Source organism: Pseudoalteromonas sp. CR1 (assembly GCF_019392235.1).
Lineage (GTDB): Bacteria > Pseudomonadota > Gammaproteobacteria > Enterobacterales > Alteromonadaceae > Pseudoalteromonas.
Map to the genome: position 1 here is coordinate 96,455 of NZ_JAHXRM010000010.1, position 17,804 is coordinate 114,258.

Annotated in this window: 12 protein-coding genes and 1 pseudogene; 12 read left to right on the forward strand and 1 reads right to left on the reverse strand. The window is 38.9% G+C overall.

Annotation, left to right across the window (positions count from 1 at the left end; translation table 11 throughout):
• The first annotated feature begins 2 nt into the window (after positions 1–2).
• The 10 genes and pseudogenes from KZZ04_RS10650 (at position 3) to KZZ04_RS10695 (ending at position 12,351) form a co-directional block, all read left to right on the forward strand.
• Positions 3–1,316: an oligosaccharide flippase family protein gene (locus KZZ04_RS10650; protein WP_219422709.1), complete on the forward strand. Its 1,314-nt coding sequence runs from the start codon at positions 3–5 to the stop codon at positions 1,314–1,316.
• Positions 1,300–2,340: an acyltransferase gene (locus KZZ04_RS10655; RefSeq protein ID WP_219422710.1), complete on the forward strand. Its 1,041-nt coding sequence runs from the start codon at positions 1,300–1,302 to the stop codon at positions 2,338–2,340. Before KZZ04_RS10650 ends, KZZ04_RS10655 begins: the two co-directional genes overlap by 17 nt.
• Positions 2,341–2,542: 202 nt before the next feature.
• Positions 2,543–3,839 (forward strand): annotated as a pseudogene (locus KZZ04_RS10660) (mannose-1-phosphate guanylyltransferase/mannose-6-phosphate isomerase).
• 33 nt (positions 3,840–3,872) lie between these two features.
• A complete protein-coding gene (locus tag KZZ04_RS10665; protein WP_219422711.1) occupies positions 3,873–5,297 on the forward strand; it encodes a phosphomannomutase in 1,425 nt (474 codons plus the stop codon).
• Positions 5,298–5,533: 236 nt separating this feature from the next.
• Positions 5,534–6,937: an undecaprenyl-phosphate glucose phosphotransferase gene (locus tag KZZ04_RS10670; RefSeq protein WP_219422712.1), complete on the forward strand. Its 1,404-nt coding sequence runs from the start codon at positions 5,534–5,536 to the stop codon at positions 6,935–6,937.
• A complete protein-coding gene (locus tag KZZ04_RS10675) occupies positions 6,921–8,135 on the forward strand; it encodes an outer membrane beta-barrel protein (RefSeq protein WP_219422713.1) in 1,215 nt (404 codons plus the stop codon). Before KZZ04_RS10670 ends, KZZ04_RS10675 begins: the two co-directional genes overlap by 17 nt.
• Positions 8,135–8,659 (forward strand): polysaccharide biosynthesis/export family protein, encoded by a 525-nt coding sequence (locus KZZ04_RS10680; RefSeq protein WP_219422714.1) that lies wholly within the window; start codon positions 8,135–8,137, stop codon positions 8,657–8,659. The genes KZZ04_RS10675 and KZZ04_RS10680 overlap by 1 nt, the downstream gene beginning before the upstream one ends.
• Positions 8,660–8,681: 22 nt before the next feature.
• The gene (locus KZZ04_RS10685; protein WP_219422715.1) at positions 8,682–10,880 is read left to right on the forward strand and encodes a polysaccharide biosynthesis tyrosine autokinase; all 2,199 of its coding nucleotides are present in this window, start codon (positions 8,682–8,684) and stop codon (positions 10,878–10,880) included.
• 12 nt (positions 10,881–10,892) lie between these two features.
• Complete coding sequence (locus tag KZZ04_RS10690; RefSeq protein ID WP_219422716.1) at positions 10,893–11,633, forward strand: tyrosine-protein phosphatase; 741 nt, start codon at positions 10,893–10,895, stop codon at positions 11,631–11,633.
• Entirely contained in the window at positions 11,626–12,351 is a 726-nt protein-coding gene (locus KZZ04_RS10695) for a VpsP family polysaccharide biosynthesis protein (protein WP_219422717.1), read from the forward strand. The genes KZZ04_RS10690 and KZZ04_RS10695 overlap by 8 nt, the downstream gene beginning before the upstream one ends.
• A 2,006-nt stretch (positions 12,352–14,357) precedes the next feature.
• On the opposite strand, the gene rsmF is transcribed toward KZZ04_RS10695, so the two are convergent.
• Positions 14,358–15,797: a 16S rRNA (cytosine(1407)-C(5))-methyltransferase RsmF gene (rsmF, locus tag KZZ04_RS10700; RefSeq protein WP_138528457.1), complete on the reverse strand. Its 1,440-nt coding sequence runs from the start codon at positions 15,795–15,797 to the stop codon at positions 14,358–14,360.
• A 266-nt stretch (positions 15,798–16,063) separates the two neighbouring features.
• On the opposite strand from rsmF, the gene KZZ04_RS10705 reads away from it, so the two are divergent.
• Together KZZ04_RS10705 and prpB are read left to right on the forward strand one after the other, a co-directional pair.
• Positions 16,064–16,750 carry a GntR family transcriptional regulator gene (locus KZZ04_RS10705; RefSeq protein WP_219422718.1) on the forward strand — a complete coding sequence of 229 codons (687 nt, stop codon included), beginning with the start codon at positions 16,064–16,066 and terminating at the stop codon, positions 16,748–16,750.
• A gap of 128 nt (positions 16,751–16,878) precedes the next feature.
• A complete protein-coding gene (gene prpB / locus KZZ04_RS10710; RefSeq protein ID WP_058552061.1) occupies positions 16,879–17,757 on the forward strand; it encodes a methylisocitrate lyase in 879 nt (292 codons plus the stop codon).
• Positions 17,758–17,804: the final 47 nt, after the last annotated feature.

Below are 17,804 nucleotides of genomic sequence, written 5' to 3' on the forward strand. Positions count from 1 at the left end.
CTATGAATAAATTATTAAGAAACGTAGGTTCATCTTTTGTTATAAAAGTATTCGGTGGGCTAATTGTATTCCCAATGAGTGTTTTATTGGCAAGAAATTTAACAGTAGAAGATTTTGGAAAATACAGCTTCGCTTTATCAATTATTGGAATTATGAACTATCTTGCTTGCCTAGGTCAGGATCAAGCGTTAGTCAAAAATTCAAATATATTTACAAATAAAAAACCATCTGAAGTATATCAGGTAATGTATGCTGTCATTATCACTTTATTAATGTCTATAGTATTGCTCATTTTATATTATTTATGCTCCTCTTTTAATTTAGTTCCAGTAGTTTACTTAGATGTACTTAACTACGTATTCTTTTTATTACCTTTCTTTGTAATGAGAAGAGTATATGTTGCAGCATTAAGATGTCGTGGTATGCCTATAAAGGCAATAATACCTGAATCTGTTGTATACCCGCTTGTTTTAATTTTTTTGATTTTTATAGCGTTATCTTTTTTTGATACTTTTGAAGCTGAAACAGTAATGTTTTTTGTTTTAATATCTTATATTACAAGTTTTATATTCATAGTGTTTTTTTATTATCAAAGTGAATTGCAAATACCTAATTTACGTTCATTTTATTCTTTTTACGAGTTTAAGCGAGTCCTACTTATAGGTGTGCCGTTTTGTTTGTTGTCACTCACGGAGGGTATAAGTATGTTTGCAGATAAAATTTTTGTAGGATTACTTATTTCTGAGAAAGAGTTAGCATATTATCAAGTTGCGTCACGACTGACTGAATTTGCGTTGTTTTTCGAGTCGGCATTTCTATTGGTTTTTTTACCATTAATTTCAAAAGCATATTCGATTAATAGGTCAAAGTTTGAAAAACTAATATTTGTTCAAACTATATCTTTATTCCTTTATTGTTCGACATTTTTTTTAGTGATGTATTTTTGGGGTAATGAATTACTTAATATTTTTGGTGGTTCTTATGTTTCAGCCCTAAATAGCTTACTAATATTAATGTTTGGATACTTAATAGCTTCTTTTTTTGGGCAATCTACTTATATTTGTACTGTAACTAATTTAGAGAAGCAAGCAATTGTAATTATGTGTTTTTCTGTATTAATAAATATAATTTTATTATATATCCTAATACCTAATTACGGGCTGGAAGGTGCGGCTCTATCAAAGTCTATTACTGAAATTATTAAAAAAGCGTTAGCGTCATATTTATTATATTATAAAATAAAATGTAACAGTACAGTGCTTAACTTTAAAGTAATAATATATTTAATTAGGAGGGTAAGTGAAAGAAAGGATTGATTACATAGATGGCTTGCGAGGTTTAGCTATTATCCTTGTTATTTTATATCATGCATTTGCAAGATGGCCTGAGTTAGTCCCTTATGGTGGTGCATATTCGGAATATGCATTAGTAAAGCATGGTTGGCTTGGTGTTGAATTATTTTTCATTATCTCTGGATTTGTAATATTGCTAACTTTAGAAAGGTCTAAATCTTTTAGCCAATTTCTGTTTAAAAGGTTTATCCGACTATTTCCTGCTATGTTTATTTGTACTATTATAATTTATATTACTCTACCATTTTTTAATGAAAGGCCGCTAGGTGAAGCGAATCTATTTAGCATATTACCAGGGTTAACCTTTATAGAGCCAAGATGGTGGGAATTTATTTTGGGTTTTGAAATAAAACCTCTAGAGGGCTCTTTTTGGACATTATACGTTGAGGTCAAATTTTATTTAATATCTGGTTTATTATTTTTTGCTTTTAGTAGAAACACGATGATATTGACTTTATCATTTTTATTTTTATTACAAGGCATATCCTCATATTTTTTAGAAAACACCTTCGTTTTTTTTGTTAATAGGCTCCTTAATTTATTTTCAATCTCATATTTTGGCTGGTTTTCTGCAGGTGCTGCCTTTTATGTTTATTTTTCTGAAAAAAATAAAAAATTTTTAATCCTTGGTTTTACGATTTCTTTTATTAGTTTGCTGCTTATCGAAAACTTATCACTGAATTTGTTTTTTTATGCCTTAATTATAGTTGGTTTTTTCAAAGTCGCGCTTTTATCTTCATTTGTCAGGCAAGCTCTCTCAAATAAAATATTACTAATAATCGGCAGTATTAGCTATCCACTGTATTTACTACATGAAAATATAATGATTTCTTTAATAATCAAGCAAGGCAAGATATTTGGGGATTTATACCCATTAAGCTATATGTTGCTCCCGATTGTTTTTCTAGTGCCTTTATCTTATTTTATAGCTAGATATTTTGAGCCTTCTTTTCGAGAGCTCATATTAAAATTTATTTCTTTGAAATAAAATGAGTGATCTTAAAATGTAATATTTTACTTGTTATTAAACTCTGTAATGCATTTATTAAATGTTAATGGTTTCTATTTGTTTGTTCCTACACAAAACATATAATTAACTTAACTTAGCATTTATTGAGATACTTATGTTTTTTCTGCTTTCGCGTATTTATCACCCATAACAATTCCTTACTCTAAATGGTAAACATCAGTTGTAGTCGCACACTATTACGCGCTTAAAGGGTTTAAATCATGCTGGGCTGATGTTAATTTGTAACGAAGAGTACCACTTTATTGCTGCAGAGCAAGTTACGCAATTAAACATTGAGCATTCGGGGATCTTTTTAGAGCCTAGAGTGTAATACTGTATATGCTATTGCGTTAGCCGCATTTAAAGCCGTTGAAAACAAACAAGACTTATTGTTACTTGCACTTGGTGCCGACCATGTTATTGGAAATACAACTGCATTTCAGCAAAGTGCAAACCAAACAGCCACGCTTGCACAGCAAGGCAAATTAGTTACTTTTGGTATTGTGGGCAACAAGCCCGGAACCGGCTTCGGCTATATTAAACGTGGCGAGCAATACCGAGCAGGTTTTGCGGTTGACCGTTTTGTTGAAAAGCCCGATTTAGCTACCGCAAATACTTACATTGAAAGTGGTGACTATTAATCGAACAACGGCATGTTTTTATTTAAAGCAAGCCGTTATTTACAAGAACTAAAAGCCTTTAGACCCGATATTTACAGCGCGTGTGAAGCCGCAATGCAAGTACAAAACGATGATTTAGATTTTGTTCGGGTACACAAAGCAGCGTTTGAGCAATGTCCCGATGAGTCGATTAATTACGCGGTAATGGAGCACACAAAAGATGCCGTTGTAGTACCTATGGATGCAGGTTGGAACGACGTAGGTGGCTTTGAAGCATTATGGGAAGTATCTCAACAAGACGAAAATGGCAATGCCTTTAAAGGCGATGTAAAAGCGGTTGATACTAAAAACACCTTAGTATTTGGTGAAGATAAACTGGTTGCTACTGTAGGTGTTGAAAACCTTGTTATTGTTAACACTAAAGATGCGGTATTAGTTGCCCATAAAAACGAGTCGCAAAAAGTAAAAGCCATTGTGCAGCAGCTTAAAAATGAACAGCGCGGTGAGGTTACATTTCATCGTGAAGTATACCGCCCATGGGGTAAATACGACTCGGTTGATTGTGGTGAGCGCTTTCAGGTTAAGCGTATTACGGTTAAACCAGGCGCTAAATTGTCGGTACAAATGCACCACCACCGTGCTGAACATTGGATTGTGGTTTCGGGTACTGCCAAAGTACATTTAGACGGGCAAGAGCAATACTTAACCGAAAACGAGTCGGTTTATATTCCCATAACGGCTGTGCATGCACTCGAAAACCCAGGCAAAGTAGACCTAGAGCTAATAGAGGTTCAGTCGGGTTCTTACCTAGGTGAAGACGACATTGTTCGTTTTGAAGATCGTTACGGTCGATCTTAATAAAAATAATAAATTGCTATATTAGAGGGCACTATGGATAGTTCGGTTATTATTGAACAAAGCGGTATTGAGTTTGGCACGTCGGGCGCACGTGGCTTAGTTACCAACTTTACTGATGAGGTATGTTTTGCTTTTACGTTGGCTTTTTTAAGCACGCAAAAAAATGTAAAGCGCATAGCTATTGCTATTGATAATCGCCCTAGTAGCCCTGCTATGGCGCAAGCGTGTATTAGTGCGGCTAAATCGGTGGGTGTTGAGGTTGACTATTTTGGTGTTATACCTACACCAGCACTTGCCTATACTGCACAAATTGCACAGGTACCTGCCATTATGGTTACCGGTAGCCATATACCGTTTGACCGTAATGGATTAAAGTTTTACACAAACACCGGTGAAATAACTAAGCAAGATGAAATAGCAATAATGAGTGAAACCGTAGCTGTTGAAAATATAGCTGTTTTACCTTTGCCTAATACCGATACCCGCGCATTCGATTTATACATAAAACGTTACTTAGATGTTTATGCCAGTGATTTATTAAAAAATAAAAAAATTGGTATTTTTCAGCATTCAAGCGCTGGCAGAGACTTATACCCCGTTTTATTTAAAGCATTTGGCGCCGACGTTGTATGCTTAGGTTATAGCGATGAATTTGTACCCATAGACACCGAAGCTGTAGCCGATGCCGACCGTGTACAGGCCCGAAAGTGGGCAAGTGAACATAAGTTAGATGCAGTTTTTTCGACCGATGGTGATGGCGATAGGCCATTATTAGCCGACGAAAACGGCGACTACTTTACTGGCGATGCTTTATGTTTATTGGCAGCTAAAAGCTTAAACATAGAGGCTTTGGGCATTCCTGTAAGTTGTACCAGTTCGGTAGAGTTAACAGGCTTTTTTAATACTGTAAAACGCACAAAAATAGGTTCGCCTTATGTAATTGAGGCATTTGCTGGGTTACTGAATAACTATGCGGCTGTGGCAGGGTTTGAAGCCAATGGCGGTTTTTTATTAGCTAGTACGATTTTAATTAACAATAAGCCATTAATTAGCTTACCAACACGTGATGCGGTATTACCTGTTTTGGCAACTTTAACATTAGCTAACGGAGCTAATTTATCGGCCTTAAATAACTTACTGCCAGAGCGTTTTAATTACAGCGACCGTTTAAAAAATATTACTAAAGCACAATCGGGTCCATTAATTGAGTTAGGTGTAAATACCCCAAGCAAACTGCTTAATGCGTTAAACTTAAACGAGTTTACCGTAAAGCATGCCGATACAACTGATGGCGTAAGGTTAACTTTAACCAATGACGATATTATACATTTACGTCCTTCGGGCAATGCGCCTGAGTTACGTTGTTACACCGAAAGTAATAGTGCAAATAATGCAAAACAATTAGCGTTAAATGTGCTTAGTAAGGTAAAAAGTTATGTAACACACGTAGTTGCTTAATTTAGCTTAATTATAATGTTATTTTTAATATAAATAAGAATATTAATTTGCTATTAATAAATTAATATTCTTTGTTTGTTTTTGTTAATTAATTTAACAGGTTAAAAGGGTGTACTATTTTTAATGCTAATTAACTAGGTGTTAAGGCTTATATTTATTGAATATAACTGCTTAATGATCTATATTAACGTTAGCTTAATAGTTACATAAAAATACAAAACTAGAGGGACTTTAGTGTGGTTACTTCAAGGACGTTTAAGCCTTCGGGCTCTTCTGATGCAAACTTTTATCGTTTGTTCGATTTGCTATGCCTGTTTTTAGCGTTTCAGCTTTCTTCCCTTATTTATTCATTTACCTTTAATACTGCCTACTTGGTTGCGGTGCTTTTTGTTGCTGTTGCTTATATGTACTGCGCCGAAATGTTTTCGGCTTATCGCTCGTGGCGAGCAGGTAAGTTTAGAAACATGGTGTTGTGTGCGTGGGGCTCGTTAACCATTGCATTTTTATGCCTATTTGTAATTTCGTTTATGTTTAAATTTACCGAAACCTATTCGCGGATTGGTTTAGGTGTATGGTTTTTTTGTAGCATGCTGTTTTTATATACCTGGCGCTTAACCGTGTTTTTATATAAACGTAACCGCCGTAAGCTAGGTATGAACTTGCGCAATGTAGCTATTGTAGGCGCCACCGAAAGCGGCGCATATTTATTTACCGAAATAGATAATAACGACGAGCTAGGCTTTAAATTTAAAGGCTTTTATGACGACCGTAAGCCAGAGCGTTTAAGTGATAAATTGGCTATTGATAGTGTTGAAGGCAGTATACAAACGGCTGTTGATGCAGCTAAAGCAGGCGAGATCGATATACTGTATATTGCACTGCCATTAAAAGCCGAAAAGCGCATTGCCGATATTTTAAAGCAACTGGGCGACACCACGGTAGATGTACACATAATACCCGATTTTTTACTGTCGAACTTAATACATGCGCGTATAGAACATGTTGGTGAAGTAGACACGCTAAGCGTGTTTGAGTCGCCTTTTATAGGTGCGCACGAATTTATTAAACGCACTGAAGACATAATAGTAGCCAGCCTTATTTTATTACTTATTTCACCCCTTTTAGTTGTTATTGCTGCGGCTGTAAAAATAACGTCAAAAGGGCCTGTTATATTTAAACAGGACCGCTACGGGCTTGATGGTAAAAAAATTAAGGTATGGAAATTCCGCTCTATGAGCGTGACCGAAAATAGCCATATTGTTACACAAGCTACTAAAAACGACGCACGTGTAACACCTTTAGGTGGTTTTTTACGCCGCACCAGTTTAGACGAGTTACCCCAGTTTATAAATGTATTAAAAGGCGATATGTCGATTGTTGGGCCGCGCCCGCATGCGGTAGCCCATAACGAGGAATACCGTAAAAAGGTCGACTTTTATATGTTTAGGCATAAAGCAAAACCAGGTATTACAGGCTGGGCACAAATTAATGGGTGGCGGGGCGAAACCGACACCTTAAACAAAATGACCAAACGTGTAGAGTACGATTTACATTACATTAAGCACTGGTCGTTATGGTTTGATATAAAAATTATTTTTTTAACAATATTTAAGGGATTTAAAAATGCAAACGCTTACTAACCCCGTTAAAGGTTTACTATTAGTTGCAGGTATGGGAGTAGCAACTCCCGCAATGGCAGAGCTAAACCCTGGCAGTGTTATGACTAAAGATGGCGCACAAATTACGCCAACTTTAACAACTGGTATTAGCAGTAACGATAACTTTTTTAGTACCCCAACCGACGAAGAGTCGCGTTTAATTTGGACTATAGCGCCAAATGTTGATGCACTAATAGAAGACGGCGTTAACTACTACAACTTTAATGTTGCAACCAGCACAAGTTTGCATAATAAAGACAGCGCCGATAACTTTACCCAAGTTAATTTAAGCGCTGCAACCCATAACGAGTTTACGAGTAAACACAGGCTTGACTTTAATGCCACCGCCGATTGGTTGTTTGAACCACGTGGTAGCGGTTTAACCGAAGGCCTAGGCGATGCAGTAAACGAATTAGTTGAATACCAACAACAAAGCTTAAATGGCCGCTACGAATTTGGCGCCGAAAGCTCAAAAGCGCAAGTGGCTTTAATGGGGGGCTTTTTTAATAAAAAATACCAAAACTTTAGAGCTATTTCGCAATTTCGTGATTACGACCGAACAACACTTGGTATTGTTGGTTACTACAATACCCAAGCCGCTACGCGTACCTTTTTAGAGTTAAAGCAAGAAGACTATCGTTACGATGTAATTGACGCTAATGGTTTAAGCCGTGACTCAGACGATGTTAGAGTATTGTTTGGTATGGAGTGGGATGCAACTGCACTTACATCGGGCTCGGTTAAATTAGGTTACCAAAAAAAGGATTTTGCCGCAGAGCAGCGTGAAAACTTTAGCGGGCTTAGCTGGGAGGCGGGTGTTACGTGGCAACCACTTAGCTACTCGTTTGTTGACTTTAGCACTAGCCGCGCCGCAAAAGACCCGCTAGTAGAAGGCGATTACATTCGTGAAAGTGTATACCGTGCAACCTGGACACACGATTGGAACGACCAACTTAGTACCAGTGCTGGCTTGTCGTACACCGACGAAAAATACGTAGGCGAAATTGGCCGTAAAGACAAAACAAGTAATGCTAACTTTGCTGTAAGTTATACCACAAATAGTTTTGGTATGGTTTCGACTTATGTTGACTTTATAGATAAAGATTCAACGCAAGACGCGCTAAAGTTTGACCGTATGGTTGTAGGTATTAACTTTACATTTGCACTAAAGGCTAATTAATGAAATTTGGTATTTTTATTACTGGTTTATTTATAAATTTAGTAATGGGTAATCTTGCGCATGCCGCGCAAGATTACGTTTTAGGTGCGGGCGATAAGGTTGAAATAAAAGTTTTTGGCCAGCCCGACCTAGAGGTGACTGCACTTTTAGGTAACAGCGGTGAAGTAAGTTACCCGTTTTTAGGTAAAATTAAATTGGCTGGTTTAAGTACCACGCAAGTTGAAAACCTAATTACCCAAGGTTTAAAGCCCGACTACCTAGTAAACCCAAATGTGTATGCACAAGTTATTGAATACCGCCCATTTTATATACATGGTGAGGTAAAAAGCCCTGGCGCATACCCGTACCAACCCGCAATGACAGTAAACCAAGCAGTGGCACTTGCCGGTGGTTTAACCGAGCGGGCATCGCTTGATAAAATATACATATTTAAAGAGCAAACTAAGCAGCAGCAACAAAAAGGTAATTTAAACAGCCAGATTGCAGCGGGCGATACAATAAAAATAGAACAGCGCTTGTTTTAAGCAATTGTTAGGGCAGTAATAAATGAACCAAATACACGAAAACCCACAAAGCGAAGAAGTAATAGATTTAAGCGCTTATTTAAATGTTATTAAACGAAATAAATGGCGTATTTTAAGCTTTGCATTAGTAGTTACGCTGCTAACTATTATGGTAACGTTAACGCTAATACCGCGTTATACCGCAACCGCTACATTACTTATTGAGGCCGAGCAAAGCAAAGCAGTAAGCTTTGATGAAGTTTACGGGCTCGACTCATCTAAAAAAGAATACTACCTTACCCAGTTTGAAGTTATTAAGTCTGACAGTATTGCCCGTGAGGTAATTACTAAGCTTGATTTAAAAGCGCATACCGATTTTATCCCTAAGCCCTCTTTTATTGGTGAGGCCACTGGTTTTATAAAAGGGTTATTTCCCTTTTTAAATAAAGCCGAAAAGCTACAACTTACAGAGCAAGAGCAACAAGATTTACAAATGCTTGGCTTGCTTGAGGCATTTAAAAGTAGATTAACTGTTTCGCCGATTCGTAAAACACAACTAGTGAAAGTCAGTTTTGAGTCGAGCGACCCAAAGCTCGCTGCTTTAGTGGCAAATACTGTGGGCGAGGTTTACATAGAAAGCCAAATGCGCGCCAAAATGGGCATTACTCAGCAAGCGTCTAGCTGGTTAAATACGCGTTTATTTCAGTTGCGTGTGCAACTTGACGACTCGGAAGAAAAACTACAAGCCTACCGTGAAGCGCAAAAGCTGGTTGATATTGAAGGTATTGCAGGTTTAGTGACTCAAGAGCTTGAGCAAACATCGCAGCAATTAGTGACCGCCCGTACCGAAAAAAACAACCTGCAAAGTATTAACCGTGTAATAAGCGAATACGGTAATAATAACTTAGAGCTTTTAGGTAGCATGCCTGAAATTACATCGCACAAAGTGGTGCAAGACGTAAAACGCGAAGTTATTTTAGTTGAGCGTAAAGTAAGTGAACTTAGCGAGGTTTACGGCCCTAAGCACCCTAAAATAATATCGGCAAAGGCTGAGCTGGCTACCGTTAAAAGCAACTTAAATAAGCAAATTAAAGGCCTTATTACTGGCATAGAAAAAGAGCTTAACCGTATTACCCGTACTGTTAGCGCCCTTGAAGCCGATTTAGTTAAAATACGTGCCGAATACCAAGAGATCACCCGTAAAGAGACCGCCTACAACCAGCTTAAACGCGAAGTAGAAACTAACCGTAATATTTTTAATACGTTTTTATCTCGCTCGCGCGAAACCGAAGTAACGAGCGACTTTAGCTCGGCTGCTGCACGTTTTACCGACCGCGCATACGCACCAAAAGATCCAAGTAAACCTAACAAAAAACTTATTGTAGTTTTGGCGTTTGTGGCAAGTTTTGGTTTTGCTGTGATAATGAGCTTTGTGTTTGACGCACTTAACGACACGGTTAAAAACAAAAACGATGTTGAAAGCAAATTAGCGCAGCGTATGTTAGGTATACTCCCGTTTGTTAAAACACCTAAAAATAGCACCTTTGGTATACATGCCTATTTTGACGAACATTACAGGCGTTTTGCTGAGTCGGTACGAACGTTCCGCACCAGTTTGTTGTTAACGCAGCTTGACCGTGAGCACAAAGTAATTGCGGTTACCTCAAGCTCGCCAGGTGAGGGTAAAACAACTACCTCTACCAATTTAGCGATGTCGCTTGCACAAATGGGCAAAGTGTTACTTATTGACGCCGATTTACGTAAACCGAGTATTGCAAAACGTTTTGATATACCGGTATTTCACCCAGGTTTAAGTAACCTAATTGTGGGTACTGAGCAATTAAGCGAATGTACGCATATTGACGAGCAGTCGGGTGTTACTATTATGCCAAGTGGGCAAATACCGGGTAACCCGTTAGAGCTGCTTTCGAGCAATCGTTTTAATGAGTTATTGGTAAGCTTAAAAGACACTTACGACCATATAATTATTGATACGCCACCTACCCAAGCGGTGAGTGATGCGCTGGTTATTTCGCAAAATACCGACTCGGTTATTTATGTTGTTAAAGCCGACTTAACACGCATTAAACCTATAAAAGCAGGTATTGAGCGTTTGTTTGAGTCTAAGGCGCATATTGCTGGGGTTGTTGTTAACCAAGTAGATATAACTAAGTCGAAAGAAGAGCATAATTATGGCTACTACGATTATTACGATTACTCTCAAAAATCTGAACAGTCGTAAATAACGGTTATTATGATAGATATACATTCCCACATATTACCTGGGCTTGACGATGGTGCTAAAGACTTAACTGAGTCTTTAGCGCTTTTAACCATGGCACAGGCCGATGGTATAACCCACATGGTTGCCACACCGCACATTCATTTAGGCCGCTTTAATAATGCGGCTTCGCACATTTATGACGATCTAGCTAATTTAAAACAAGCCGCGCATGATGCAAATATTAATATTCAGCTAGCCGTAGCTGCAGAAATTAGGCTTGATGTAGAGCTAATGACGTTAGTAATGAGCAAAAAGCTACCGTTTATTGGCAATGTAAATGGCGCAAATTATGTGTTACTTGAGCTACCGCATTCCCATGTGCCGCAAGGGTTTGACAAGTTTATTAATTGGTTGGCTAAACAAAACATTAAAACTATTATTCCGCACCCTGAGCGCAACCGCGATATTCAAGCTAAGCCATTTTATATTGAGCGCTTAAAGCAATTGGGTTGTGAATTTCAGTTAACGGCTTCAAGCATTGAAGGCGAGTGGGGCGAACAAGCACAAACTATTAGCGTTGATATGCTTAAAAACGGGTTGGTGACTTACGTTGCCAGTGATGCGCATTCGGTTAAACGTAGGCCGCCTATTTTAAGTAAGGCAAAAAGTATTGTTAGCGATTTAATAGGCGCCGAGCAAGCACAGGCGTTGTTTTATACAAACCCACTGCGTTTAACTCAAAGTTTATTTAACGGTGCGGTTAATGAGTAATAGCGTGGCCAAGCCAAATAAAGCGATTAAAATAGTGCAGGTAATTTTACTTGCACTAATTACTGTGGGTGTATGTGTAAGCAGTATTAATAGTATGCGCGCGAATGCGTGGTTTTTTAATGCTAAAAATACGCTGCAGGGGCTAAATAGCCAAGCTGATAACACGGTAAATATTGAGCTTGCACAAAGAGCTATTAGCCTTGCGAGTGAGCTTGACCCTACACACCCTCATTACCATGAAGTTTTTGCGCATGTTAAGTTGCTGCAATTAAACCCAGCAAATACAGATGAGGCAATAGCGCATAATTTACGTGTGTTAAAACAGGCAGAAGCTAGGCTGCTAGAGTCGGTTAAGTATAGGCAAACTTGGGCCGAAACCTGGATTGCGTTGGCTAAGGTAGTGAGTTACCAAGAAGGGCCAACCGATCGTGTGTTTGAATATATTGAACACGCTAAACGCGTGGGCCCGTATAAAATAGATGTTCATTTAGGCGTGATAGAAATAGCACTGATGAACTGGCAACAACTCCCTCCAAAATATAAAGCGTTATATGTTAACGAGCTTAAGTTAGCAGCTAAGCATGGCCATAAGTTTTCACGCGCTTTTGACATAGCTAAGCAAGTAGATGCTTTACCTATTTTATGTTTGTCGCTTAAATTTGGCGCTCATTTTGATCCCGTCAGAACCAGTTGGATGTTTAAAAAACAGTGTAAATAGGTTTGTTAGGGAAAGATCTTAGATGTTAGATTTCAGATTACAGTTATTAGATCTAAAACCATACCCAAGAGATTAGATCGAAATTGCTTGTATTTATTTGTAGACGTTTTGCTTGCTCACGTTCGAAGCGCAGCTTCTTTTTAAAAGACCATTTGCACAAAAAAAAATGAGAAGACACTAGCCAAGCTGTTTAATAACTTTATTCGTCATTTCTTTAAAGCACAGGGTACAAATATAATACTACCACCGAGAACACTGAGGCGCTGCGCGCTACACAGAGGAAACACAAGTAATTTGGTAGTCACTTCTCCTTGTATTCTCCTTCACTGCTCGGTGGTGACAACATCACTTAGCAATGTACGGTGTTGATTTACTGTAGGCGTCTTGCTCGCTGGCACTTTATTTATAGATATGTAAAAGCGTTGCTTTTAAACGCCAGCAAGCTGCGCGTCTACGGTGTAAAATTGACTTTGCTTTGTAGGCGTAGAGCTTGCTCACGTTAGAAGCGAAGCTTCTTGTTACTTATAAATAAAATATAACCACCGAGAACACTAAGGCGCTGGGCGCTGCACAGAGATAAACGTAGTTAAACCCAAATTATTTACCTGCCCTTAAATTACTTCTCCTTTTATTCTCCTTCACTGCTCGGTGGTGACAAAATCACTTAGTAATGTACCGTATTGATTTACTGTAGGCGTCTTGCTTGCTGGCGCGTTAATTATAAATATGTAAAAGCGTTGCTTTTAAACGCCAGCAAGCTGCGCGTCTACGCTGTAAAGTTTAAGTTAGTTTTGTAGACGTTTTGCTTGCTCACGTTGAAGCGAATGAGAAAACATTAAGACAGTAATGCTGTTTTTTATTTAATCACTAGATCACTTCTCTAAAGCGGAGCGTCTCTTAACCTCTTTGTAAATATTTAATTAATTATTAATAACTTGCGTGAGCGAGCTGCGCGTCTACGGTGTAAAATTGACTTTGCTTTGTAGACGTAGAGCTTGCTCACGTTAGAAGCGCGGCTTCTTTTTAAAAGATCATTTGCACAAAGAGAAGCAAATGAGGAGTAAATGAGAAGACATAAAGATACTAATTATGATTTTTATTTAATCACTAGATCACTTCTCTAAAGCGGAGCGTCTCTTAACCTCTTTGTGAATATTTAATTAATTATTAATAACTTGCGTGAGCAAGCTGCGCGTCTACGGTGTAAAATTGATTTTGCTTTGTAGACGTTTTGCTTGCTCACGTTGAAGCGCAGCTTCTTGTTATTTATAAATAAAATATAAGCACAGAGAACACAGAGGCGCTGCGCGCTACACAGAGAAAAATATATTTAAATCCAAATTATTTACCAGCCCTTAAATCACTTTTCCTTGGCTTCTCCTTTACTGCTCGGTGGTGACAACATCACTTAGCAATGTACGGTATAGATTTACTGTAGGCGTCTTGCTCGCTGGCACTTTATTTATAGATATGTAAAAGCGTTGCTTTTAAACGCCAGCAAGCTGCGCGTCTACGCTGTAAAGTTTGACTTTGCTTTGTAGACGTAGAGCTTGCTCACGTTAGAAGCGCAGCTTCTTGTTATTTATAAGAATATGACCACCGAGAACACAGAGGCGCTGCGCGCTACACAGAGAAAAATATATTTAAATCCAAATTATTTACCTGCCCTTAAATTACTTCTCCTTGTATTCTCCTTTACTGCTCGGTGGTGATTAAATTACTTGATTACTAATTAATCACAGAGCGACCCTTTGTGAATTTTATTTCACTGGTGTATTTAAGCAGGCAAAAAAATGCCCAGAGTGATTTAGGGAAACTCTGGGCTATAACGGGCTCTTTTGAGCCTTGCGTTAACAAAAAACTTTCTAATTCATAGGGAGAAGTTGAAAGTATTTTAAGTATAGCCAAAGCTCTTAAAATTACATATTTTTTGGTTGTTTTTTATACTGCAGCAAATACAGTTACTTAACTATGTTGTACACATTTTATACGCAATTTATGCGTATTTACTCCCACGTTATTAACTGTGTATTTTGAACCAGATCGCGTGGAAGTGAGTTTTTGATCTTATTTTTTTGCCATTTTCCTAGCCCAATGGGGCAGCCGCATAATGTTAATACCACTTCGCCTAGCTCTTTTGTGGGCTCGGCTAAGCGTACATCTTTACCATTAAAATAGTCGTTTGCTTGTTCGCTATTAAGCGCGTACGTGTTGGTTTTGCACGCGTTACCTAACACGGTGGCAAATTCGTGAGTGAGCCTTACGCCATTTTTATGAATAATGCCTATTTGAATACCTAAGCGGGCATATTTAATTTTGTTTTGAATGGCATCAAACCCCTGTGGGAATAGCCACAGTTCTTTGTCGCGCTGCATTAATGTGCCGGGTAGGCCTGTTAAACCAAAGTGCTTTTTAAGCTCGCTCATAAACGCGGTTGTTGGTTTTTTATCAAACTCAGTAAACGGAAACGCGCCTTTTTTGACTGTCTGATTTGGGTTGTTACAACTTGCATGCTTTTTAAATTTAGCAATAAAAAAGCCTTCGCTGTCGTATGTTTGCGGCCATACGTGCAAATAGCCCTCGGCCGTTGTTGCTTTGTCGGCTCCGGGAAATAAATCGCTGAGTGACTCGGGCGCTATAAACTCGCCAAATTCTTCAAGTAAAAATTCGCATACCTGTTGGTTTTCAAGCGGGGTGAGCGTACAGGTAGAATACACCAGCGTGCCGCCGGGTTTTAACGCGTAAAATGCGCTTTTTATTAAATCTTTTTGTACTTGAGCTATTTGAATATTTGATTCGATTGACCAATTTTTTAGTGCATCGGCGTCTTTACGTACCGTGCCTTCGCCAGAGCAGGGGGCGTCTAGCAATATGCTATCGAAACATTCAAACATGTAATTGCCAAATATAATGCCATCAAAGTGTGAAAGCGCACAGTTACCCACGCCCATGCGTTTTAAGGTGGCACTGAGTACTTTTAAACGCGACGACGAAAGCTCGTTTGCTACTAGCACCCCTTGGTTGTTCATTAGTGCTGCTAGCTGCGATGTTTTAGAACCCGGCGCCGACGCCATATCGAGCACGGTGTTACTTGTTTGTATACTTTGTTTAAGCGCGATTGGCGGTAGCATTGAGCTTGCCTCTTGCACGTACATTGCGCCGCTTAGGTGCAGGTCGGTATTGCCTAGGGCTAGGTTTTGCTCTTCGCTAATTGGGCGCTCTAGCCAAAAGCCTTCGCTACACCAAGGAATTGGCGTAAGTTGCCAATTTTTTTGTTCTGCTTTTTTAATAAAGTCTTCAACGGTTATTTTTAATGTATTTACGCGGATAGATTTTCTGAGCGGGCGACGACACGCATTTATAAAGTCATCTAACTTTAGGTGATTTGGTAGGTAGGTTTTTACGTCGTTTATAAAGTGCTCAGGAATAAAAGTATTGGCGTTCACGCGCTAGCTCGTACATTAAAAATAAAGCGCGATATTAGCATTTAAATAACTAAATTTCAGTGATAAAAACACCTCCAGTAATTATATGGTGCTGTCGACACTTTGTGGTTTTTAGGTATTTATAAACTATTTTATACATACTTTAGAATAATAGTGTCGACAATGAAGGTGTTTTTTAGTCTTTTTGTACAGTTTTAGGGTTGACATGTTTTTTTAATGCGCCCATTATGGCGATACAAATTGTCGACAATCTAAAAAATTAACTTATGACAGACTCATTTTTAAACGAAGCGCCTATTACCACAGCATCCGACCAGGTATTTGTAAACATGCGCCGTGAGATTGTTGAAGGCACTATTGCACAAGGTAGTAAAATTTCGGAGCCTGAGCTTGCAAAGCGTTACGGTGTAAGCCGCGCAACCCTGCGTGAGGCGCTAAACCGCCTAGAAAGCTGTTATTTAGTAGAGCGTAAAGCCAATGTAGGCTGCCGTGTAGTCGCCCTTACCGCTGAGCGTTTAATTGAAGTTTACCAAGTACGTAGCTCGCTTGAAGGGCTTGCTTGCCGTTTAGCTGCCGACAATATGGAGCCTGATGAAATTAAAGGCTTAAAACAATTACTGAATCAGCATTTACAAACGCAGCGTGTTAAAGAAGGCGAGTCGTACTACCAAGAGGCGGGCGATTTAGATTTTCATTACCGCATTATTAAAGGCAGTAAAAACGCACATTTGATTCATTTGCTTTGTAACGACCTGTACCAATTAATTCGCATGTACCGTGTGCAAATGGGTATGGCGGGGCCGCGGGTATCAAAAGCGTTTGACGAACATTTAGCTATTATTAACGCGATTGAAAACCAAGACGGCGAACTGGCCGAAATGCTAATGAAGCGCCACATAAGCGCGTCGCAAGCCAATATTCAAACAAAATTTGATTTATACCAATCTGAATAACTGTTTACCCATACAGATTGGCAAAGCCGCTAAAAGCTAAAAGTTAAGCAAAATAGTTAAAGCGTCATATACAAAGATTAAAAATATAAGTTACTCCACGTAGCAACCGTTCAAAGAGAGGAAATGACATGTCAGCAGGATATAAATTTAAACAAGCTATTGCTAATAACCGTCCGTTACAAGTGGTGGGTACTATTAATGCCTACACAGCAATGATGGCTGAAAAAATGGGCCACCAGGCTATTTACCTTTCGGGTGCGGGTGTTGCTAATGCCTCTTACGGTATGCCCGATTTAGGTATGACCAGCCTTGATAACGTGCTGGAAGATATTCGCCGTATTACGGGTGCCAGCGATTTACCTTTACTTGTTGACGCCGATACCGGTTGGGGCGGGGCATTTAACATTGCACGTACCGTTAAAGAAATGACTAAAGCGGGTGCGGCGGGTTTTCATATAGAAGATCAAGTAGCGCAAAAACGTTGTGGTCATCGCCCTAACAAAGAAATTGTTAGCCAAGGCGAAATGGTTGACCGTATTAAAGCGGCGGTAGATGCAAAAACCGATAGCGATTTTTACATTATGGCGCGTACCGATGCGTTTCAAAAAGAAGGCTTAAATGCTGCTATTGACCGTGCAGCAGCCTGTGTTGAAGCCGGCGCTGATGCTATTTTTGCAGAAGCCGTGCACGACCTTGCCGATTACCAAGCGTTTGCCAATGCGCTAAACGTGCCTATTTTGGCCAACATCACTGAGTTTGGCCAAACGCCAATTTATACCAAAGAGCAGTTGAGTGATGTAGGCGTTGAAATGGTGCTTTACCCACTCAGTGCGTTTAGAGCAATGAACAAAGCGGCGCTTAACGTGTACTCGGCAATTTTAAATGAAGGCTCGCAGCAAAGCGAAATTGAGAACATGCAAACCCGTGCTGAACTTTACGACTTTTTAGATTACCACACGTACGAAAACACACTTGATAACCTTTTTTCATCAAAATCTGACAAATAATAACTATTAAATTAGATAACACACACAAATTTAAGATAGGAGAAGAT